This is a genomic window from Paenibacillus sp. NRS-1782, assembly GCF_050467685.1.
Lineage (GTDB): Bacteria > Bacillota > Bacilli > Paenibacillales > Paenibacillaceae > Paenibacillus > Paenibacillus terrae_A.
On the sequence record NZ_JBITPH010000026.1, the window covers coordinates 17982 to 38908 of the forward strand.

A 20927-nucleotide genomic window follows, 5' to 3' on the forward strand; every position below is an offset into this window, starting at 1 on the left:
CGCGCAAGACTTTACGCAATTCCTCAACGCTTGGCATAAAAGCCCCGAAGTGTACGACGACGCTCTCGACGCACAGATTCATCGCTGGTACGCGGATTTCCTAATGGACAAGTCTCGTAAGATATGGCCGTCGAAAGAGGCGCCGTACTTTTCACCGTCTTCCGCAAACGCTGACTCTCGCGGCTTGTACGAGAAGATGCGCGGAGCCAAGAAGGACAAGACGGAGCGGCCAGCGCATCAAGGGCGTTGGGTCCGTATCGGGACAGCGATCGGCGACGTTATTCAGCGCGATATCCTATTCGCTGAGCAACATTACGCTAAGGCGACCGGTCAGCTGCCGCGATTTACGTTCGAGCGGAATGAACGCGGCGAACCGATGTTCGAGGATTTCGCAAAACGCGGTCATATCGTCGAACATCGCGGTAAGACCTTCGCGCTTTACGGAACAGGTGACGGCGTCCTGCGCTGCGTCAGCGAAGATGGCGAAACACTCCGTGTCGGCCTCGAAGTCAAGTCGAAGCAAGGTACGTACTCGCAGACGTCCGGCTATTCGATGCGGAATGGTGCGAAGATTGACCACGTTAAACAGTGCATATGTTATTCCGTTATGTACGGAACCCCGGCGGAGCCCCTCGACTATTACGTAATTCTCTACGTAAATGCGTCGAAAAAAGCGTGGGCGATGTCAGCGGAGGATGCGGAGAAGTACCCGGATATCGCGGCGTTCGGTCTGCACATTACGGACGGGATGCGTAATGAAGTGCTCGACCACTTTGCGGATATTGTACACGCGGCTGAAACGGGCAACCCTCCGGAACTCGACCTCGATAAGTGGATGTTTCTCGATTTCAAGCGGACGGTTGCATTGTCGTTGTCTGAACCGGAGATCGCGAAGCTGGAACGTAAGGTACTCGCGATCAATCATTCGTCATTACCGGATTGGAAGAAGCGCGGACCGAGCGAGGCGCTTGCGGATATTATACGGATTCGAGCGGAAGCGGCGGAAAGCCAAACGAAGGAGGCTGCGTAAATATGGGATACAGTACGGATTACAGCGTTGAGTTAACTCCGGATTTACCCGAGGTTCGACAGGCGATCGAGGACGAAGATGACCTCGCGTTCGCTATCGGTGAGTGCGCTGACTCGTGTAAATGGTACGAACACGAAGCGGATATGCGCGTATTCTCTAAGCGGTTCCCTGACGTTCTTTTCCAATTGAGCGGCGATGGCGAAGAGGCTGGCGACATTTGGCGTAAATACTTCCGCAACGGTAAGATGCAGAACTGTCCCGGACAAATAACGTTCGAACCGTTCGACGAATCGAAATTACGATAAGGGAGATGGCGCAATGAAATACGGACGGAAAATTAGTAGCGGAATTGTATCCGTAGGTGTCGTGTTTGCGGTCGGATTCGGAGCGTTGCTGGCGTTGGGTCTCATTTTCGGAGAGTCGGCGACGTGGTGGTCGCGCATACTCTTCGCACTACTTGCGGTTTGGGCGTTTGCTACCGGCTTCATGGACGGAAATGTTGACGAGACGCCCGACGAGGAGCCGAAGAATTTGGAAGAACGCAAACAGATTGGGCACGCGTATGATGCACGTAAATATATCGTATTATCTGCGTTATTGCTAACGTTTAGTAAGAACGGTGGCGTCTTACGAGGCTTACTGCCAGACGAGGAGGCGGACGTGTTATACGATATGGGTGAGCGATTGGATCACGAGTTTACAGCGGCCGAACAACTGGCGATGTTGGCGGAGCTTATCCGCGAGAAATCAGCGGAGGTGTTGCGAATTGGTGAAGACGACGCGGCCTAAGCCGTTACGCGTGCTTGGGCTCGACCTATCGCTAAGTCCCGGAATCGCTGCGTTGGAGGTGCGGAATCGACAACCGTACCTCGTCGCGTGTTCCTCCGTTGCAACGTCGACCGACGACCCGGACGCGGTTCGCAATTACACCGTTGAGTCGTTCGTCGGCTCGTTTGTTCGCGAGCATCGTCCGTTTGATCACGTTGTCCGTGAGGACTTTACGTCAGGACGTAATAAACGCGCTACACAAACGATATTCAGTTCGTGGGCTGCTGCGGATCGTGCGTTATATTCCTACGGATATCAAGCGGCGGACTTGAAGCCTGCGCTGGCTCCAACGTCGGTTAAACGATTGGTGGCGGGGAACGGAAAAGCGGAGAAGGCAGAAGTAGCGGCGGCCGTGCGGAGGTTACTGCGGTTAGGTGAGGATTACGCGTTCCGGGCGGGATATGACGATAGCGATGCATGTGCGGTGGCGCTGGCGTACTTGATTCGCGAGGACTTAATTGATACGGAAGGGGTTGCGGCGTGAGTGCGAGAATCTACGCTACCGAAATTGACTACGACGTTGTCGAGATATGCGCGGGAACCACGACGACAGGCACCCGCATAGGGGCGAAGGTGTACACGAGTTCCGGCGGCTACTTGGATGTGTATGTCCGCGTTCCTGGTCGTGTTGAGAATGCGGAGGACGCTATACGTAATTTACTACGGGAGGCGGTTACCGAATGAGTAACGTAATATCTGACGAAAAATTACACGCGTTGATTATTTGCGGAGCGTTGTCGTCTACGTTGCAAGATGTTGGCGGCGATCCGTCCGAAGTCCTCTCGGAAGCTGATATCGTAAGGTTCGAGGAGATGACGGATACGCCGGAGTTAAATGCAATGACGGACGAGGAAATTGCGCGAGTTATACGTCCGTTGATCCGTAAATATACGGATGTGGCGCTGTCATGACGACGCGAGAAGAAGACGAGGAAATTTACGTACGCTACGCGCTTAGTCTCCACAACCGTATCAGCAGGCTTACACTCGCGCTTGTTTATAAGAGACTTGACGTCGCGGAATACGAGCGCCAACTGGCGGAGACGCGTGAGAAGCTTGCGGAAGTAGAAAAGAGAACGGGAGAGATGCGCTAACATGCAATTATTAACGGACGAGTTTATCGCTAAATACCCGGACTTTCCCGCGGAGATGAATCCGCTTGGTCACTTTGTATATCTCCGAACATATTCGCGCTGGCTTCCTGAACAAGGCCGACGCGAAACGTGGAAAGAGACAGTCCGGCGCGCTACGGAATATAACGTAAGCCTCGGTGTTAAGCATATGGACAAAATCGGATACGGCGCGGATATCGAATGGCACCGGAAGGAGGCAGAGTTGCTTTTCGATAATATGTTCCATTTGCGCCAGTTCATCAGTGGGCGGACGCTGTGGGTCGGAGGCGCGGAGAACGGAGTAGCCGAGAAGTATCCACTGGCGAATTTCAATTGTTCGTTTATTAATATCGCGTCATGGTCGGACCTCGGCGATTTGTTTTACCTGCTAATGGTCGGAACTGGCGTCGGATTCAAGTGTACGAGGGATATGGCGGCAACCCTCGCACCTATCCGCACTAACACAACGCTGCTCCACTCGGAGTACGAGCCGGTTCCGAAAGCCGCCCGATATGAGCACACGCAACTCCGCGATATGGCGAACGGATACGCGAAGATTTACGTTGGCGACTCGAAGGAAGGGTGGGTCGAATCGTTGCGCTTGTACCTCGATATCCTTACGAAGCCGGAATACGAACACATCCATACGATTAAGGTTTCGTATAGTTCCGTACGGCCAAACGGCGAGCGTCTGAACACTTTCGGAGGTACAGCGTCCGGTCCGGAGCCATTACGTGAGATGTTCGCGGGGATTGATCGCGTACTGAATAACGAGATTGATCCAGGCTTGGCTCCGTTGGTGGACGTAATGGTTCCGTTTTACCATGAGCCGACGGGGCTAACGCTACAACATGGGCATCCAGCGGGCTATCAATACGTGCGTCCGATACACATTCTCGATATCGGTAATCTCATCGGTAATAACGTTGTGGTCGGGGGCGTGCGACGTACTGCGGAAATTTTCCTTATGGACGCAGATGACTACGAGTGCATTTTCGCGAAGTACGGACTTAACGGTATTTGGGACGCAGATAAACACGCGAAGGTCATCGAGAAGACACGCGCGCTCGGCCTTGAAAAGGAAGCGCGATTCTTGGGGAGCTTACCGACGTTCGATCCGAATGCCCGTCCGTTGCATCACCGCCGAATGTCGAACAATTCGATCGCGTTTACGGAGCAGCCTTCGCGGGAGTTCTTAAACCTCGTGTTTACGTTGATGCAGGCTGAGGGCGAGCCAGGCTTCGTAAATCTAGAGGAAGCGCGTAGACGGCGACCGAATGCGGAGGGCCTTAACCCTTGCGCGGAAATACTACTCGATTCGTATGGCGTATGTAACTTGACAACCGTAAACATGACGGCGTTTGACGTATCGACGGAATCTGGAATGGATGCGTTAGATCGGGCGCAACGATTGTCTGCACGCTGTGGTATGCGCATGACACTCGCGGAGCTTGAGATTCCGCACTGGAGTACGATTCAGCAGCGCGATAGGTTACTCGGTACTTCGCTGACTGGCGTTAAGGATGCGCTCGCTACTTATGGCTTGGACGATGAGGGCGAGAACGCTATGCTTGAGTATTTAGGCGACGTAGCGCGTGCGGAAGCCGACCGTTACGCGAAGGAACTCCGCGTATCTGCGCCACTTCTCGTTACGGCGGTCAAGCCGGAAGGGACGATATCGCAAGTCGCGGGCGGAGTTTCATCCGGCCTTCATTGGTCGCACTCTCCGTATTACATCCGTCGTATCCGTATTAACGCGTCCGATCCGTTGGCTCAAGCGGTTATCGACCTCGGCTGGACGGTAAATCCCGAAGTCGGTACGCCCGGCGATACGTATTTAGAGCGTATGGAAAACGCGCGTACTTACGTCATCGACTTTCCGGTCGCTTCCGGTGCAACACGTACGAAGGACGACGTCAGTGCAGCGGAACAACTTGATACGTATTTCGCGTTCCAACGCTATTACACCGAGCATAATTCGTCTAATACGATCACGGTACGTCCGCACGAGTGGGACACCGCAGAGGAAATCGTATATTCGCGTTGGGACGAGTTTACGGCGGTGTCTTTCCTAGCGTTGGACGGCGGGTCATACGACCTTGCGCCATACGAGGCGATTACGCGCGAGAAGTACGACGAGCTTTCCGCGGCTATGAGTCCGTTTGATATGGCGCTGCTTCAGCGTTATGAAACCACGGGCGAGTCCGACCTTGACGGGATGGACGGATGTGAGGGCGGAGCTTGTCCGATTAGATAGACGGAGGTGTACGTATAAATGGCGAGCGCGATTATGTGCGAGATGTTGCGGACGTTTCGGTTGCATCCGTTTTTGCGTCACGCTTCGGAGTTCGGCGACCTGACGGACGACGAGCTGCGGAAGATTGACGAGTTGATGCGGATGGTTCCGGCTAAACGACGGAAGTAAGCGGAGGGCCTACGGGCTTCTCCGTTTTTTTTTTATTTTTCGTAAAAGTGTGTCACAGGACGTTGAGCGTCGTTGAAGTAAGTGTAAGGCGGAAAACATTACGCTCAACTGTGCGAAACTCATTCCGCTGGAAACAAACGTAGTGTAGGGCGGAAGTAACCGCCGAGTAACGCAAAACTAAAACGGAGGCGATTCGGAATATGGAGCAATTAACGAAACAAGCGCAGAATTATCGTGAGGTTAAACGTGAGGCAAACGTTGGGGAACGTATTAAAATCGTTAATCCGCAATGTGCGTACGGTTACGAAGAGGGCGATAAAAGCACAGTCACAGAGAGTAGGGGCGTAGGAGTATACGCGATATTCAACGGGGAGGAGTGCGGTGTCTTGCATCGGGATTACGTCGTACTCGAACCGGTAACAACGTTAGGTACTGACGAAGCTTTAGCGAGTGCTTTTACGCAATTCATCCGCGACAACGCCGATACGATCCGCGCGCTTCTCGGTGACGCATCTAACGTAACTAAACCGGAGCCGGCCGCCTTAACCCGCGCAGCCGTTATCGAAAAGGCACGCGCTGACGTTGCGGAGTTGACTCGGAAAATGTGTAGTCCGATCGCTAATACAGACGGGAACTATACGTTTAATCTGCTCACCTCAAAGCCAGAGTTTCACGTTAACCGAGATAAACGCGTTGTCACTGCACTGGTTCGGAACGTACTCGGCAATGCGATCCTCGAAAAAAGCCGCGCAAAAGCCGCGCCCGATGACGTATTCCACGCTGAAATCGGCAAGGCAATCGCACTCCGCCGAGCGATGGGCCTGTCGGTGCCGAGCGAGTATACGGATGCGCCGAAGCCCGCGGAGAGGCTTGCGAACATGCTCGTCAGATGCGTATCCGGTGAGACTCGTAAGCTTACGGATAGTGTTTCGGAATTTGATATTAGAAATTGCTGTATGCTCCAATCTTGGAACGCACACCACGGAACCGTTATCGACGATACCGACGTTGACTACAGCGTTGGCGACACGGAAGGAGCTGCGGCTTAATGGACGTACTCAATACGTCCGGCGGCGTACCGATTACGGAGTTTACCGATTCCTCGCGTCAATCTCATCGAGACGGACGAGGAGCTTACGGAGACGGAACGAGCATCAATTACAGTAGTTCTCGCAGGCTGCGCGTTGTTTTGGGCGTTCGTGATTCACGTGGCTATACGATAGGAGGTGCGTTATATGGTCGCTACGGTAACGTTAACTAACGGGGAGTGTGTTCACTTTAACGGAGAGACGGCGCAGGCGTTACGGGATTTTGTTCGTACGGAACGTACGCCGACACTCGGATGGGTAGGGCCCGCACTTTGCGGTAGCTCCATCAATATGAAGTACGCGGTCTGTATTATGTTCGCTGAGGAGGCGTAGCATGGATGAAATAACGTTAACAAGCGCACGGTACAAAATCACAGCCGTTAAGCGTAAGACTCGCGCTAAGACTTTCGCAGACTGGCGTGTCGGGGACGAAATTCAGCTATCAACGGGTATCGAACACAAGGGCGGAGCTTCCGGCGGGGGCGTCTACGCGTCATACTTCAAAGCGGAGAATCTTACGCAGGGCACGTCAGCCTCGAAGTCACAGTCGGAAATGTCATATTTATTACGTAGCATTTTCGAGATTGAACCCGCAGCTGAGCCGCAACTAGCCGAAATCATCCCGTTCCCAAACGTAGTCGCCGACGTGCTTGTCGCTTGGGCGGACGAATCTCGGCGCGGTGAGATTAGCGGCATCATTATCGCGGGGCTCGGGCCAGACCGACTCGACGGGGACACGTTAACGGCGTCAGTTGGCGTCAATTCACGCGAGTACGGCGTGCTTGTCAACGACTTGAACGATTCGCGGATTATCGAAACAGTTGACGTAAATTTATTCGAATAGGAGCGTGTAAATATGGCGGCATTAAGCGGAGTTATTCGGGGAGAGGTGCCCGGCGTGATTGAGTACGAAGGCGTGAGGTTCGGGAACACGGAGGAACCTGCGCAAGTAGGTGATATCGTCGTATGTCCTTCGGACGATTATTGGGATATCGATAGAGGAGACTGTTTCTTAATTGATCGTTTACACGAAGGTGATGCGTCATTCACGGACAACGCGGGAGACGTCCGCGTAATAAACGATGTGGGGTGTGGCATCGACGCTTCGGGTACCTACGGAGTGTACGCACGTGATTTTAACGTGTATGTGCCGTGCGGTGTCTCAACGGAAACTCTCCTCGTAGCCAAGCGCGAAGAACTCGCCAAGATTACCACAACCATAGCGGCGCTTGAGATGAAACTGGCGGACGAGAAGACGCTGAAGGTTGGCGATTATGCGCGTGTGATTGATACGGGCCGTTCGGAAAAACTAGCCGTAGGCGACATCGTTGTCATTTACGAAATTGTTCCGGACGATGACGAGCTTTCACTACGTGTTTGCCCCGTTCTAAACCCGAACCATGCGGCGTGGGTACGAACTTGCAGAAAGATTATGCCAGCCGAAGCTAAAGCCGCAATCCTCGCGCAAGTGGAGACGCAATTCAAGGAGGTGGCGTAGTCCTTAACAACGGGCGGCCCTACGAGGGTAAAAATAAACGAACAGGGAGCGGATTATATGACGAAGTATTTGCGTTGTCACACGGCTGGTGTAGCTGGACAAAAGGTAGGTGAGCGGTACGAGGTTATTCACGAAGATGACCGTGTATATACGATTCGCGGTTCATGGAGCTACACGAAGCTTCCGGACTCCGGTGGGGACAGCTACCGTAATTGGTTCACACTAGAGCCTGACGATAAACCGATTGGCGGCAGAAAAGCGGAGGTTATTCATCCAGGGCGGCGGTGGACTTCGTACCACGCATTATCCGCGCGTCTCGGTTATCCTGACGCAGCCCGTGACGTCGATAAAGACAGCCGCACTCGTCCGAGAGAGGACGACGTTGTTACAATACTCTCTGCTACTGACCTCGCCGGTAACGCGGTTATCCACGACGGGGAACGAGTTTACGTAGTTGAGTCCGAAAATGGCGATCGCCACACATTCAGCGAAAAGGGGTTGCGTATATTGAGCGATAACATTACCGTACTTCCTGACGAATCCCTCAACGGAATCGAACGTGAATATCGTGAAGTTAAGCGGGAAGCGGCCGTTGGAGAGCGGATTAAAATTACAGCGGGACGCGACGCCTTCTTTGGGCAGGATTTCCACGGAACAATACATGAGGCGACAGACGTAGCTGGCTTCAACGTAAAAACAACCGGAAAGTGGAAGGACGGTACCGTGCTGAACCCGGCACATGACGACTACGTAGTCCTCGAATCGACGGATATCGCCCGCATCGGCGAAGAACGATTCCGCATGGTCAACCGTAAGGCAGCGGTAGGCGATCGCGTAATCATCGTCAGCTCGGATAAAACGGAATCAGCGTATTGCTATTTCCGTCACACGATAGGCGAAACTGGAGACGTAGATTCGCGCTTGTCTGACCGGGCAGGTGTTAACGGTTGGTACATTCTTGACGGAGATTACCGCGTACTCGAACCGTTAACCGCCGCGCCTCTCCTGTCCGTACAGTCCGCGCAAGATCAAGCGGCCGCTACGATCAGCGCGTTAGCCTTACGGTTGGCCGCGTTAGAGGCGACGGTCCGGCATATGGATACCGATATACGCGTAGCACAAGAGGATATCGATATCATGGACGAGGGCATTGCGTATGATGTCCGCAAACTCGAAGCGGAAGTTGCTGCGCTGAAAGGTGCGGCGACAACGTATTTAAAGACGCAACCTGCGACGGCTGCGGAGGTTAGCGAGTCAAAGGCTGCGAGGCAACAGCGCCGGGACGAAATCGTTGAGCGTGCGAGGGCTGACGTTGCGGATTTGCGGAAGTTTAGAGGGACGCCGATTCTGAATGACACCGTATGCTTCTGGCCATTAACGGAGCAGACGAAGGACTACGTACCAATGCACACGGTAGAACACGTAGTTAACCGTGACAAGCGTACGGTCGTCGCGATAATCCGGTGTACGTGCGACGGTCACATTACGCGGGGTGTCGCCAAATGCGCGCCAGGCGACGTATTTAACGCACACATCGGGCGCGTGATTAGCCTACGGCGCGCGCTTGGTCTTGACGTGCCTGCGGAGTACCTGAACGTACCGCAGCCTACAGAGGTTCGCGTCGGTGACGTTGTGGAGGGTACGTCGCATAGTGGTGCAACTGGTCCCGTACAGGAAATCGGGCACAATGGTGAAGAGAATTTCGTTATTTACCGTAACGACACTAACCGGAGATGTTTCGATAGATGCTGGTCCGGCGTAACTCGCGTAATAATTCTCGACGACACACGCGAGGAGGTGGCGGCTTGAGCGGTTTAATTTCGCTGCCTAACGTCGGGTTGCTCGGTCGTCTCCGCAGCGGTAAGGACGAAGTAGCTCGTTACCTTTCGGATAACTACGGGTACACGCAATTCGCGTTCGGCGACGAACTCAAGTCGGATTTTCACCGTAGGTATCCAGAAATACCGCGCGAGTCTAAACCGCGAGTCGGCTACCAGGCACACGGTCAGCTTATGCGCGCTTTGATTGACGAGGACATATGGGTTCGTAATTGTCTCGCGGAAGTTCACCGTGTGCACTACGCTCACGAAGATTTACGAGCAGTCATTTCCGACGTACGCCAGCCAAACGAGTACGACGCACTCAAATCCGCCGGCTACGTCCTCATCCGCGTCGAAGCATCGGACGCCGTACGTATCGACCGCGCTATCAAATCCGGCGACGTGTTTAATTACGTTGACCTCGTGCATGATACGGAAACAGCGCTCGGCGGGTACACAGCGGACTTCACCGTAGACAATAGCGGAACACTCGACGCACTCCACGCGCAGATTGACGAGATCGTTGCGTACTTATCCGGAGACTGGCCGGAATGATTAAAGAGCTCATACGACAGCCGGTTACTGAGTGAGCGCGGGAAGGCGTAAGAATCGGGAGGAGAATGCGAATTGATTTATACGGATAATAAGGACTTCTATCCAACACCGCGCGATTTGTTCGACAGGCTAGTCGGCAGAAACCGAATAAGCGGGCGCATCTTGGAGCCATCCGCAGGCAAAGGCGATATGATCCGGCACATACGAGAAAAGTTCCAGCGTGGTTCTACGTTTAAAATCGACGCGATTGAGAATGACCACCGACTTGTAAGCGCGTTGATTGGCGTGGGGATTTCCGTTGTGTGGGACGATTTTCTAACATACGAAACATACAAGGAATATGATTTCATCATCATGAACCCACCATTCTCGAACGGCGTAGATCACGCTCTAAAGGCACTGGAAATAGCGGAAAACCAGCTAACAAATTGTGAGATATTCGCAATACTCAACAAAGAAACGATAGATAACGCTTTTTCAACGAAAAGGCAGGAGTTATTACGGAAGTTGAGCGAATACGGTGCGGAAGTCCGATATGTAAGCGGCGCTTTTTCGCAGGCTGAACGTAAGACTGACGTAGAAGTCGCGCTAGTCCACGTCAAAGTCGAAAAGGTGAGCGCCGGTAAGTCCATATACGACTCAATCCCGTTCTTTAGCGCATCGAGACGTAAAGAAGTGGTTGAAGAAGTGGGAGCGGCGCTCACGACTTACGTCAAACCGTTCGAATTACAAGCGAAAATGAACGACATTCAGCGATTAGTAATCGAATACGAAACGGCGTGTCAGCTTGCGAAAGATACGTACAAGGTGATACGGGCGAAGGCGTCGTTCTTCAGCTACATTGCGCAAGTTAATGGGGAACGCTCATCGCGGCTAACGCCGGTGACGCCGTACAACAAAGAGTTTACCGGAAACGACTTGCGCGAGGAACTAGACCGGTTGCGGAGCGGATATTGGGAATTGATTCTTGAAACGGACGAGTTTCGTAAAATGCTTACGAACGAGGCAGTCCATAAGCTAAACCGCCAGATAGAAGCTGCGAGTGACATGGAAATCAATCTCGTAAACATACGGATGCTTTTAATGGCGCTCGTCGCGAATCAGCGAGAAATTTTAACAGACAGTATCGTCTCAATCTTTCAAAAGATAACCGATCGCCATATGACGAGCTACTCCAGCAACGTACACTATTACAACGGATGGAAAACAAACAGTTCGTATAAAATCAACAAGAAAATTGTTATTCCTATCCGGTATTCACCGTTCAATTCGTGGGACTTTAGAGAAGACTACAGACGGATAAACTCGGATGTACGCCAATGGGTTGACGATATTGTAAAGGCGTTTCAGCTTATTGATCCGATTGTAAGCGGGGAGTTTACGGCTTTATCTTCGCAAGAATTCGAAAACGAGTGGCTCCGCTTCAAAATGTTCGCAAAAGGTACGATCCACGTATGGTTCAAGGACGAACGGTTACTCGCAAAGTTGAACTATATCTGCGGTAGCCACTTCGGTTGGATACCATCAGAAGGTGAGCAACGCGAGAATCCGGAAGCACGCGAATGGGTAGCGCGTGAGTTCGGAGATATGGGCGACGTAGGGCTGTTACAAGTGGGGACTGCCGCATGATTGCAGTAGAAGAAGCGGCTAACAGCGGTTATTCACGTGGGTATGACGCAGGGTATGCGGCCGGTTATTCGGCCGCCCTGCGGAGTGTTTACGGGAAGGAGGGCGGGAATGACGATAGCGAATCACGATCCGAAAACGTTGAGTGATCACGTAGCGGATAAACTCGTGGAGGGCGGTTACGCGGACTATATACGTAAGCATCCGATTGCGACGCTTGACCAGCCGAGTCCTGCGGTGCTTACACAGTGGGCGAAAGGCGCTCCAAACGGGCTAGTAAATCCGCAAGGAAAAGAAAGGAACGTGGTCGATACGGAGAATCATGTTACTTACCCGCTGACACAAGCGCAGTACGAACACTCGCGGAAACACCTCATCGGGTATAACGATAGTTACGAAAAGCCTGCTCGGATTGTGCGCGCAAAAGCCGAAAACGTACTGGACGTAAGCGAGCGAAAGGAGGCGGTAGCCATACGAAACTATGACGTAACTCCGCAACTACCGCCGAACGGCTTAACGGTCGCCGAATTATTCTGCGGTGGGGGCCTCATGGCGGTCGGACTCAAATCGGCAGGATATACGTTAACCTTCGCGAACGACTTCGATAAACGGGCGGTGCAAGCTTACGCCCATAACATCGGCGATCACGTCGTATGCGGTGACATTACGAGTGACGAAATACAGGCGCAGATACCTGACGCGGATATTATCGCAGGTGGTCCGCCGTGTCAGGACTACAGCGTTGCTGGATCGGGAGCAGGCGAAGAGGGAGAGCGCGGTAAGCTTGTTTGGACGTACCTGTCGATTATCGAACGTAAGCAGCCGAAAGCATTCGTATTCGAGAACGTTAAGGGGATAATTACGAAGCGGCATCGTCCGACGTTTGACGCGTTGCTTCAGCGATTTGACGAGATCGGCTATACCGTGACGTGGCGGTTAATTAATTCGTGGGACTTCGGGGTGGCACAAAAGCGTGAGCGCGTGTTTATCGTGGGTATCCGCAAGGACTTGGGATTCACGTTCAAGTTTCCGGAGCCGAGAGCGGAAGATTATCGGACACAAGTGTTACGCGATGTGATCGGAGATTTACCGGAGCCTTCAGCGAATCACGAGAAGAAATTAATTACTGAAAAAGCGATGCAAGGTTATGCTCGCCGGAATGCCGGAGGTGCTTTCGGGTTCCGCGTTAATAAGTGGGAAGAACCAAGCCCGACAATTATGGGTCGAATTTTTAACGAAGGGAAAGCGTTTGTCCATCCGTCTTACGCAGATAATCACGATGGGCATCCGTTCGACAACGTAAACCCCGATTGGACATACGAAAAGGCCAATAGACAGGCGACTTGGGATAAGCCGGGAGCCACAGTAGGCGGACATGCCCGGAATGAGGGCATTCATCCGGGGTCGGTATCTAATCACGGTGAGCAGATGAAACTCGCCACCGATGCGGAAATAATACCGACACTCCCGCAAGGTTGTACGGGCCGCGAAGCCGCAAAGCCCCATCCGGACATATTCTGGAGTAATTACGCAAGAGAAGCGGAAGACTCGGCGGGTCGAACGGTAACGGGCGAGGGCAAACCGAAAATCCATCCGACACAACCACGCCGTATCACCGTCCGCGAATGCCTACGCATCCAATCCGTACCCGACTGGTACGTGTTACCGGACGATATATCGCTATCCGCTCAATACCGCATCGTTGGTAACGGTGTAGCGTCCCGTGTGGCTTACGTAATCGGCACCGCTTTAGCCGAACAGCTTAACGCAGTCCTTACGCAAGGCTCTGCGCTGGAGGCAGCGTGATATGAGCGTGTTTGATCGCTTCCAACCGCCAAGCCCACGCGATGAACCGCGCATTTCCGCTTACTGCGCTTGGTGTGGCGGTGAGGTTTACGTAGGCGACGAGGTAACTAGCGTGTACGATCCGGAGCCTATCCTCGTGCATGATGCGTGCGAACACGCTTGGATCGAGACTAACGTAGTACATGAGCGCGGTGTTGTCGGAGAGAGCGGAGAAGTTACGTAAAGTATTCGCAAAAATCAACGTATGAATAATTCATAATAGATTAGCGGCGGTTCGGCGTACTTGTAAGTACGTTGTTGCTGCGCTCATTACGGAAAAAGGGAGGCGAATGCGTGGATATAGCGGGGACCCAGCGTAAGTATATCGCCCATTTTATCGACCGGACAGAGATACTGACGGAGGCCGAGGGGCGTGACTACCTTACGTACCTAGTTAGTAATCCAGACGCACCGTTCCGCGAGCGAAGAGTCAGCCAACTTGAGCGATATTTACGTAATATAGAGCGCCAAAAAGAAGCGGAACGACTGCGCGAAGATGCTTGGATGTCGAAGGCTCGCGAGATAGTGGCGGTCAAAGAACGCTGGGAGGCTTTGGGAGCTACGTGGGATGAGAAGTATGACTGCGGAGTTGGCGTGACTACTTGGACGTATAACGGTGAGACGCTAGTGCGCAAATGGACGTGGAGTTCGCTAGATGAAGAACTGCAACTTGTGCGTGAAGGCGACGCAAAGTTAAACGAACTATTGCAAGGAGATGTGGCGTAATGGGAAAAGCATCGCGAGCAAGATGGGACGGAAACGTCCGAAGTATGGCGATTGTTGCGAAGCCGCGCGAAGAAATAACGGAGGAGGACGTTCAGTTTCTTCGCGATAATTACACATCAACTGGCGGGTTATTGCCGAATGCATACGCAGGCGGCGCGTTTTACACTCCGACACACGTTGCCGGATGGTTCCCCGCGAACTGCGTTACGACGGACGAGGACGCGTTTTACTCTCCGTATTTCAACATAACGCCTCGCGAAGTATGCAAAAAGGCGAGCAAAGCGGACAGAGGCGTAGGCAATACGCATCCAACAGTCAAGCCCACCGACCTCATGGCGTGGCTTGTGCGCTTGGTAACACCGCCGGGCGGTACTGTCATGGACCCGTTCGCAGGTAGCGGAAGCACCCTTGTAGCAGCCAAGCGTGAGGGTTTCGGATTTATTGGAATTGAACGCGAACCGGAATACGTAGAGATTATCCGTTCACGCGTCGAAACTGCGGAAGAGGAGGTAGCATAGTATGGGTTCTGTAAAAATAGACATCGCAAAATCAGACCGCAGCTACGCGGTAAAATACGCACTCAACGACGCTGCGGGGGTACGTTCCCTCCTCCGCGACCGTCACCGGATCAGCTCCGCACGCTTCCGAGGCGATACGGCGGCCAGCGATATACTAATCGACTTGCGTAGCGCGATTAATTCGGCTGGCTTGACGGAGCGGCAGACAGAAGCTATTGCGTGGGTTTATGGCGTAGACCTCACGCAGAAAGAGGCGGCGGCCATTATGTGCGTTGAACGTCAGAGCGTGGGCGAGGCGGTGGATCGTGCGATCGAAAGAATTGCGGAAGTATACCGACGTTGGGAATACGGAGAAGTTACGTGTGATTTTCCGGGAGAAGCGCAACTAGCGGCGTAGATATTTCGATCTTAAATACGAGGGGGATTTTACTTGAATCATAAAGAAATGTTTACAGGCGCGGTATCCGCTTTAATCGAAGCTAATATTGTGGACCGAACTGAGCGAATGGCCTCAGTCGATACGCTAATTTCTGCGTATACAGCAGAAACGGGCGAATATCCGGACGCGTACGAGTTGGTGCGTCTGGCGGACTACATTCTCCGTGAAGAACTCACGGATATGCATCCGGATAAGGTTACGAATACGGAATACCCGTTCTTCAGCGCGTCACAACTCACCTTGCGCCTGGAGCGTGAAACTTCCGAAAAGGCCGCCGAAGAATACGGAGCAGACCGGAAGAACTACGGCGAACCTACGCGACGGAGGCGCAGCCGTTACGAGATGTGGCATGTGGACCATTACGCAAAAGGGCGGAATGAACAACGTGCGGAGCAATACGCCAAGGATACTGCGCCCGGTCCGGTCATTACGTACAACCTTAACGATACCTGCGGAGATCTAACAGAGGAGTTTACGCAAAGCGCTACGATCCTTAATATGTGCGCAGCGTAATCGTACTATACAACGGAAATAAAAAGAGCGCCGTTTTTACGCGGCGCTTTCGTTGTTTAACCTTGCTTCGTTTTGATAACGTAGAGGTCGCGATCGTGTTCGCCCATTTTGTGGACGAGGAAGTCAACGCTACCCTTTACGTCTGCTAGTTCTTCCTTCGCGCCTTTTACTTCGCCTTCCAACGTGGATAGGCGCATTTCGATACCGTCTAGTTTGGCGTTCGTTACGTCAGATCTTTCGATTAAGGCTGTTAGTAATTGCTTTATTTCTTCCATTGTATAACTTCCTTTCAAAAGTAAAATTAACTTCATAAGTCAATTATACATTATACACAAGTGAATAGTCAATAATTAATTCTATTCGTTTTCTATATCAAACAACTCTTCAACTGACACATCTAACGCGCGGGCGATGGCGATAATGTTTGCGTATGCGCCTTGGCTGGCTCGGTCGAACCTAGATATAGCTGCCTGCGGGATTCCCGCTGCCGTTGCTAATTCAGTTTGCGTGAGTCCGCGTTCTTTCAATATAGTGCTTAGCTTTGGGGTCACCTTAATCAATTATGCCACTCCTCCGAACATTTTTATATACCTAATATAAAGGAAAAATAAACTTTTGTCAAAACTATTGACTAATGATTATACATTAGTGTATAATGTGTATATAAGGATGACACATACGAAGAGTCATCGGAAAGGAGAACTTCAATATGAAAGATTGGGTAAACTTTATTACGGCAGTCATACAGTTGGTCACAGCACTGGCTATACTCCAAGTACACAACGCCAGCCGTAATAAAAAGAAAAAAGGAACCAAACGACGCGGTAGGCGCAGACGTTAAGGATTCCTCAAGAGTTGGCGGCTAGTATAGCGCCATCTCCACCCAATCTTAACATAACGGATTTATATATACAATCTGGCGGCGGCCTACGCGGGAGGATATGGAGTATGAACATTTATTATTTAAGATTCACGGAAGACAACATTAGCGTGGGGTGCCGGGTCACTGTAAAAGCCGCCAACCGGGAACAAGCGATACTACGGGGATTCAAGCGGTTAAGTCGTCGGGAACAAGACGCGATTGACTTCTGTGATGTTACCGAGGACGCCAGCAATAAATAAGCATGAGGGCTTACGGCCCCTCTATAGGAGGTAATCGTATGGAGAGTATAACGATGGTTGTCAGCTTGGCTGCGTTGGTCGTATCGATAATTGTCGCGGTTATTGTATTCCGGAATAAATAATACGCGGAGGTGCTTACGCAATGAATAAACGCAAATTCTGCGCAGGACGCTATGCAAACGGCCGCTTGTACGTGCGCATCGCCGTCGGGAAGTGGGCCGATATTTCATCGTTAATCGAACGGGAGGAGAACGTTAGCCAGGCGTCGAAATAACGTACGAGGGGGTTGTTACAATGAAAATTACGAAGATTATCACATCAATCGCATTACTAACGACCGTTATCGGCTGTACTGCGGAAGCCGCAGCGCCAGTTTACACCGCGAATGTCCAGGCAACGTTTACGGAGGATCATCCGGATCAGGCGCTCATTGACGTCATTAATTCGGCTGACTCTACGCTCGATATCGCCATTTACAGCTTAACGCAGCCCGACATCGTAAAAGCGATCAGGGACGCTGAGGGGCGCGACGTAACTGTACGAATCATAGCGGATAAGTCCCAGGCGACAGGCGATGCGCAGGCTCAAGCGCTTAAATTGATTAAAAACGCGGGTATTCCGGTCAAGGTGAACGCACACAGCGGCCTTATGCATCTTAAAGTTACGATCGCGGACGGAAAGACGGTTACGACAGGTTCGTTCAACTACTCGAAAGCCGCCAGCACGAAAAACGACGAGGTGTTGGTGACGCTGGTAGGCGGGGATGTGGCCGCGCAGTTTGCCGAGAAGTTTAACGCGATGTGGAACGATGCTGAACGCTTCAAAACGTACTAATAACGATCCAGGCCGGAGCTATTCCGGCTTTTTTCGTGCGCTCTCGGTCTTAAAACGTATTCTCCGCGCCTAAAGTACATTCCCGCTATCTTCACGCTTTCAGGCGTGTACCTTTCGATCACACCTCCGTAATCTGCAATTCGTCCGTCTTTTTCGTAAACTGTAACGCGTGCTTGTGTAAGTGCTGCGGTGAGTAAATCTACGTCAGTAATTAGCGTTTTCATACGAGATTACTTCGACGTATATGCGTAGATTCCTGCGTTTTGACCCTGCTTTTTGTCCGTTTAGTTATCTATACGTTATGAAGAATAATTGAAACTAAGCCGCGCTTTCATAGGCGGTTTATTCCCGTTTGGGACGTCCAAAAACGTTCCTCATCGGTAAAAACGCGAACACGAAGGATGACGTATACATGGCGGCTAACGAAATCAGCGCGCGAATTAACGTAGATGTATCCGAAGCACTTACCGGACTGAAGGCGATCCAGCGAGAGGCTAAGAAGGCTACGCAGGCACTGCGGGAACTCGAAGCAGCGCAGAGACGTATGAGCGATCTAACGTATGGACAGCGACTGGAAGCGGCAGGCGCGATTGACCTCCGCGACAACTCCCGCATTATTGACTTAGGAAACGGATATTGCCGAATTGAGCCGATAGATCCTACGAAACGGTTTAAAGCGGAGGTGTCCGAATGAGCGAGTTTGCTTTGCGGCAGAATGATTCAGGCGAGTGGGTCCAGGAGGTTCCAGTCGACGGTTACCGTGTGGAGTCCGAAGAGGATATCACCAGGAAACGCGAGTACGCGCAACGAGCTGACGCAGCTTCGCGGAATACGAAGCATTATGTTACGTCATACCACGGCGGCGTACGCAACCTCACGTCAATGCTTTCGCTAAATGGACTTGGCGCGGTCATGAAGCTGCTACCGTACATGCGGCTGGACAAAGGCGGCGACCTTTATTACGAGAGTAAACGTATGGGTTCCGCTGAGATCGCGAAAGCAATCGGAAAGGCCGCACGCTGGACTGTGGCGCTTATCGGAACGCTGACTAAGTGCGGAGTCCTTACAGAAGCTAAAGAGGGCAGACGCAAAGTATACGCTGTCGATTCGGAGTATCACTCGATCGGGCGAGCGCTTAAACAAGGCGAGTCCTTTACGAAAGTTTACCAAACAAAAACGAGGTCCGACGTCAAGAACTTAACGGTTCAGGCGGCGGGCCTTTTATATTGCATGATACCGTATGTACACTACGAAATGCTTTACCTTTGTACGAATCCGGATGAAAGAGACGTAAGCAGGCTCGACCACGTTACGCAGGCGTCACTCGCGCGAATCATTGGGATTGACGAACAGACTGCGCGCAGGGGATTGCGTGAATTGAGCAAGAACGGCTTTGTGATGCGTTCAGAGGCGTTTGGTGCGGTCGTTATTCGCATGAATCCCGACGTGATGTACCGTAAGAAGTTCGATGACGATGAATATACGCAGGGCGTACGGTTCGAGTTTGCGCAGAATAAACGCGCTGCTGAAGCGGCTTTTGACGGGGATGACGAGGGCCTTCCGTTTTAGGGGGTATCAAATACTGCATAGTTAGAGCCATAAGGGTATCAAATACTGCATAGTTCAAAAACGGGGTTCACCTTAGAGCGACGCGGGTTTCAGCCGTTTTAGGGGTCGAGCAACTCTTTATCTTACACACTACGTAGTAAGCGCTGCGTCACTTCGTTCCTTGCGGGTCACGCAGAAAAGTATATTAATCAATAATCTATATACGCGTTCGGAGCCGATAGGCGACGGCAAGGAGCGGAGCGACGCGCAGTATCTTTTAGTTCCCGTAGATTCACTATGAATCAGCGTGAACAATACGGAAGGAGGGCGTATATGGCTACGGTATTATTCGTTTGGTTATGCGTTCATACTGCGTTAGTCTTAGCGGGGTTGTTTAAGATTACTTACGCAGAGATACGGGGCGATTCGAAGACTGACGTACTAGAGTTCGCAAAGGGAGCTGCGTTCATAGTCGCACTTCCTGCGTTATTCTGGTTTATATACGTATTACTGCGCTTCAATCGCGGAGGGTTAGGCGGATGGATTTAAGCGTTAAATTACCGTGAAATGAGCCGCTTTACCTTACGCCTTGCCTGAGCGTAGGGTAGGCGGTTCTTTGCGTTATTTAAACGAAGGGAGGACGTAATTATGGCGAAGAAAATAACAGCTGAGCAATACGTAGCTATCGAGTGGTTATCTATTCCGAATAAGGGCGGTAAGACGTTCGAAGAGATCGCAGCTATTTGCGGAGTTACTGCGCGTACGCTGGAGAACTGGCGTAAGACACCGACATTTGATGTGGAGTTAAAGCGTGCGATCATCCGTAACAATAGCGCTAAGCTACCGGAAGTAGTCGAATCTATGGCGGAATGGGCTATCCGTGAGGGTAACGCAGCAGCCGCTAAACTCGTGCTTCAAATTAACGGGATGTTGACGGATCGGGTCGAGGTTGAAACGAAGGATGCGAACGCTACGGATGTAGAAGCGCTGAGGGCACGGATTGAGGCGTTTAAGGTGCGTAAGGGTAGCGACTCCGAAGACACGGAATAAGCGCGTATATAATAGGAAGCGATTTGTGCGCGGCGTCTTCGGGTGCTTTCGGATTAGGTGCGTTTTATCTACACGAAGCTCCTGGTGCACGCCCTCTCCGAAACTTTCCGATCACGCCTGCATGCTTCACCGTGACGCCGCGCCACACCACGAATAGGTCGCCGCATCTCGAACGTTTGTTCGTTGAATAAGCGGTGCATAAACGCGATAGGGGATACGGGAAATACGTGTATAATCTTCCAGTATGTAACGGGGATAATCCGCATAGTGACGCGGATTATCCGTATTATGCGCTGGAAATGTATATGCAATGTATAGCGCGGATTTATGCAACGAGAATAAACGCAGTAA

General features: G+C 51.9%; 33 protein-coding genes. 30 read left to right on the forward strand and 3 right to left on the reverse strand.

Annotated elements, in window-relative coordinates; genetic code table 11:
* Positions 1-295 precede the first annotated feature (295 nt).
* Entirely contained in the window at positions 296-523 is a 228-nt protein-coding gene (locus ACIFQM_RS11170; protein ID WP_430065498.1) for a hypothetical protein, read from the reverse strand.
* Between the two features lie 159 nt (positions 524-682).
* Between ACIFQM_RS11170 and ACIFQM_RS11175 the strand changes: the two genes are divergently transcribed.
* The 23 genes from ACIFQM_RS11175 (at position 683) to ACIFQM_RS11285 (ending at position 16022) form a co-directional block, all read left to right on the forward strand.
* Positions 683-1030, forward strand: coding sequence for a hypothetical protein (locus tag ACIFQM_RS11175; RefSeq protein ID WP_430065500.1), 348 nt, complete (start codon positions 683-685; stop codon positions 1028-1030).
* A 2-nt stretch (positions 1031-1032) separates the two neighbouring features.
* Positions 1033-1335 (forward strand): hypothetical protein, encoded by a 303-nt coding sequence (locus ACIFQM_RS11180; RefSeq protein WP_430065502.1) that lies wholly within the window; start codon positions 1033-1035, stop codon positions 1333-1335.
* A gap of 13 nt (positions 1336-1348) precedes the next feature.
* Positions 1349-1819: a hypothetical protein gene (locus tag ACIFQM_RS11185; RefSeq protein ID WP_430065504.1), complete on the forward strand. Its 471-nt coding sequence runs from the start codon at positions 1349-1351 to the stop codon at positions 1817-1819.
* On the forward strand, positions 1800-2342 hold the full coding sequence (locus tag ACIFQM_RS11190) for a crossover junction endodeoxyribonuclease RuvC (protein ID WP_430065618.1): 543 nt from the start codon (positions 1800-1802) through the stop codon (positions 2340-2342). Before ACIFQM_RS11185 ends, ACIFQM_RS11190 begins: the two co-directional genes overlap by 20 nt.
* The gene (locus ACIFQM_RS11195; protein WP_430065506.1) at positions 2339-2542 is read left to right on the forward strand and encodes a hypothetical protein; all 204 of its coding nucleotides are present in this window, start codon (positions 2339-2341) and stop codon (positions 2540-2542) included. The genes ACIFQM_RS11190 and ACIFQM_RS11195 overlap by 4 nt, the downstream gene beginning before the upstream one ends.
* Positions 2539-2769 carry a hypothetical protein gene (locus ACIFQM_RS11200; protein ID WP_430065508.1) on the forward strand — a complete coding sequence of 77 codons (231 nt, stop codon included), beginning with the start codon at positions 2539-2541 and terminating at the stop codon, positions 2767-2769. Before ACIFQM_RS11195 ends, ACIFQM_RS11200 begins: the two co-directional genes overlap by 4 nt.
* Entirely contained in the window at positions 2766-2951 is a 186-nt protein-coding gene (locus tag ACIFQM_RS11205) for a hypothetical protein (RefSeq protein ID WP_430065510.1), read from the forward strand. Before ACIFQM_RS11200 ends, ACIFQM_RS11205 begins: the two co-directional genes overlap by 4 nt.
* Before the next feature lies 1 nt (position 2952).
* The gene (nrdJ, locus tag ACIFQM_RS11210) at positions 2953-5226 is read left to right on the forward strand and encodes a ribonucleoside-triphosphate reductase, adenosylcobalamin-dependent (protein WP_430065512.1); all 2274 of its coding nucleotides are present in this window, start codon (positions 2953-2955) and stop codon (positions 5224-5226) included.
* 33 nt (positions 5227-5259) lie between these two features.
* The gene (locus ACIFQM_RS11215) at positions 5260-5394 is read left to right on the forward strand and encodes a hypothetical protein (RefSeq protein WP_430065514.1); all 135 of its coding nucleotides are present in this window, start codon (positions 5260-5262) and stop codon (positions 5392-5394) included.
* Positions 5395-5594: 200 nt separating this feature from the next.
* Positions 5595-6443 (forward strand): hypothetical protein, encoded by an 849-nt coding sequence (locus ACIFQM_RS11220; RefSeq protein WP_430065516.1) that lies wholly within the window; start codon positions 5595-5597, stop codon positions 6441-6443.
* Entirely contained in the window at positions 6443-6655 is a 213-nt protein-coding gene (locus ACIFQM_RS11225; protein ID WP_430065518.1) for a hypothetical protein, read from the forward strand. Before ACIFQM_RS11220 ends, ACIFQM_RS11225 begins: the two co-directional genes overlap by 1 nt.
* Entirely contained in the window at positions 6630-6815 is a 186-nt protein-coding gene (locus ACIFQM_RS11230) for a hypothetical protein (RefSeq protein WP_430065520.1), read from the forward strand. Before ACIFQM_RS11225 ends, ACIFQM_RS11230 begins: the two co-directional genes overlap by 26 nt.
* Before the next feature lies 1 nt (position 6816).
* Positions 6817-7326: a hypothetical protein gene (locus ACIFQM_RS11235; RefSeq protein WP_430065522.1), complete on the forward strand. Its 510-nt coding sequence runs from the start codon at positions 6817-6819 to the stop codon at positions 7324-7326.
* A 12-nt stretch (positions 7327-7338) separates the two neighbouring features.
* The gene (locus ACIFQM_RS11240; protein WP_430065524.1) at positions 7339-7980 is read left to right on the forward strand and encodes a hypothetical protein; all 642 of its coding nucleotides are present in this window, start codon (positions 7339-7341) and stop codon (positions 7978-7980) included.
* 57 nt (positions 7981-8037) lie between these two features.
* Positions 8038-9789, forward strand: a complete 1752-nt coding sequence (locus ACIFQM_RS11245) for a hypothetical protein (RefSeq protein WP_430065526.1) — start codon at positions 8038-8040, stop codon at positions 9787-9789.
* Positions 9786-10355, forward strand: a complete 570-nt coding sequence (locus ACIFQM_RS11250) for an adenylate kinase (RefSeq protein WP_430065528.1) — start codon at positions 9786-9788, stop codon at positions 10353-10355. The genes ACIFQM_RS11245 and ACIFQM_RS11250 overlap by 4 nt, the downstream gene beginning before the upstream one ends.
* Before the next feature lie 72 nt (positions 10356-10427).
* A complete protein-coding gene (locus ACIFQM_RS11255) occupies positions 10428-11984 on the forward strand; it encodes a DUF4942 domain-containing protein (RefSeq protein ID WP_430065530.1) in 1557 nt (518 codons plus the stop codon).
* 108 nt (positions 11985-12092) lie between these two features.
* Complete coding sequence (locus ACIFQM_RS11260; protein WP_430065532.1) at positions 12093-13787, forward strand: DNA cytosine methyltransferase; 1695 nt, start codon at positions 12093-12095, stop codon at positions 13785-13787.
* Position 13788: 1 nt separating this feature from the next.
* A complete protein-coding gene (locus ACIFQM_RS11265) occupies positions 13789-14010 on the forward strand; it encodes a hypothetical protein (protein WP_430065534.1) in 222 nt (73 codons plus the stop codon).
* A 110-nt stretch (positions 14011-14120) separates the two neighbouring features.
* Positions 14121-14552 carry a hypothetical protein gene (locus tag ACIFQM_RS11270; RefSeq protein ID WP_430065536.1) on the forward strand — a complete coding sequence of 144 codons (432 nt, stop codon included), beginning with the start codon at positions 14121-14123 and terminating at the stop codon, positions 14550-14552.
* Positions 14552-15070 (forward strand): DNA methyltransferase, encoded by a 519-nt coding sequence (locus tag ACIFQM_RS11275; RefSeq protein ID WP_430065538.1) that lies wholly within the window; start codon positions 14552-14554, stop codon positions 15068-15070. Before ACIFQM_RS11270 ends, ACIFQM_RS11275 begins: the two co-directional genes overlap by 1 nt.
* Position 15071: 1 nt before the next feature.
* Positions 15072-15467 carry a sigma factor-like helix-turn-helix DNA-binding protein gene (locus ACIFQM_RS11280; protein WP_430065540.1) on the forward strand — a complete coding sequence of 132 codons (396 nt, stop codon included), beginning with the start codon at positions 15072-15074 and terminating at the stop codon, positions 15465-15467.
* Positions 15468-15500: 33 nt separating this feature from the next.
* On the forward strand, positions 15501-16022 hold the full coding sequence (locus ACIFQM_RS11285; protein WP_430065542.1) for a hypothetical protein: 522 nt from the start codon (positions 15501-15503) through the stop codon (positions 16020-16022).
* A 56-nt stretch (positions 16023-16078) separates the two neighbouring features.
* Here ACIFQM_RS11285 and ACIFQM_RS11290 read toward each other — a convergent pair whose 3' ends face one another.
* Together ACIFQM_RS11290 and ACIFQM_RS11295 are read right to left on the reverse strand one after the other, a co-directional pair.
* On the reverse strand, positions 16079-16297 hold the full coding sequence (locus ACIFQM_RS11290; protein ID WP_430065544.1) for a hypothetical protein: 219 nt from the start codon (positions 16295-16297) through the stop codon (positions 16079-16081).
* 81 nt (positions 16298-16378) lie between these two features.
* Positions 16379-16573 carry a helix-turn-helix domain-containing protein gene (locus tag ACIFQM_RS11295; protein WP_262384591.1) on the reverse strand — a complete coding sequence of 65 codons (195 nt, stop codon included), beginning with the start codon at positions 16571-16573 and terminating at the stop codon, positions 16379-16381.
* Positions 16574-16731: 158 nt separating this feature from the next.
* Between ACIFQM_RS11295 and ACIFQM_RS11300 the strand changes: the two genes are divergently transcribed.
* The 7 genes from ACIFQM_RS11300 to ACIFQM_RS11330 all read left to right on the forward strand — a co-directional run bounded on the left by ACIFQM_RS11300 (position 16732) and on the right by ACIFQM_RS11330 (position 20576).
* Positions 16732-16863: a hypothetical protein gene (locus ACIFQM_RS11300; RefSeq protein WP_430065546.1), complete on the forward strand. Its 132-nt coding sequence runs from the start codon at positions 16732-16734 to the stop codon at positions 16861-16863.
* Between the two features lie 107 nt (positions 16864-16970).
* Complete coding sequence (locus tag ACIFQM_RS11305) at positions 16971-17144, forward strand: hypothetical protein (protein ID WP_430046233.1); 174 nt, start codon at positions 16971-16973, stop codon at positions 17142-17144.
* Positions 17145-17286: 142 nt separating this feature from the next.
* Entirely contained in the window at positions 17287-17418 is a 132-nt protein-coding gene (locus ACIFQM_RS11310; RefSeq protein WP_430065548.1) for a hypothetical protein, read from the forward strand.
* 20 nt (positions 17419-17438) lie between these two features.
* Entirely contained in the window at positions 17439-17978 is a 540-nt protein-coding gene (locus ACIFQM_RS11315) for a phospholipase D-like domain-containing protein (RefSeq protein ID WP_430065550.1), read from the forward strand.
* A 352-nt stretch (positions 17979-18330) separates the two neighbouring features.
* Positions 18331-18672, forward strand: a complete 342-nt coding sequence (locus ACIFQM_RS11320; protein WP_430065552.1) for a hypothetical protein — start codon at positions 18331-18333, stop codon at positions 18670-18672.
* Entirely contained in the window at positions 18669-19547 is an 879-nt protein-coding gene (locus tag ACIFQM_RS11325) for a hypothetical protein (protein ID WP_430065554.1), read from the forward strand. The genes ACIFQM_RS11320 and ACIFQM_RS11325 overlap by 4 nt, the downstream gene beginning before the upstream one ends.
* A 627-nt stretch (positions 19548-20174) precedes the next feature.
* Entirely contained in the window at positions 20175-20576 is a 402-nt protein-coding gene (locus tag ACIFQM_RS11330; RefSeq protein ID WP_430065556.1) for a phBC6A51 family helix-turn-helix protein, read from the forward strand.
* Positions 20577-20927: the final 351 nt, after the last annotated feature.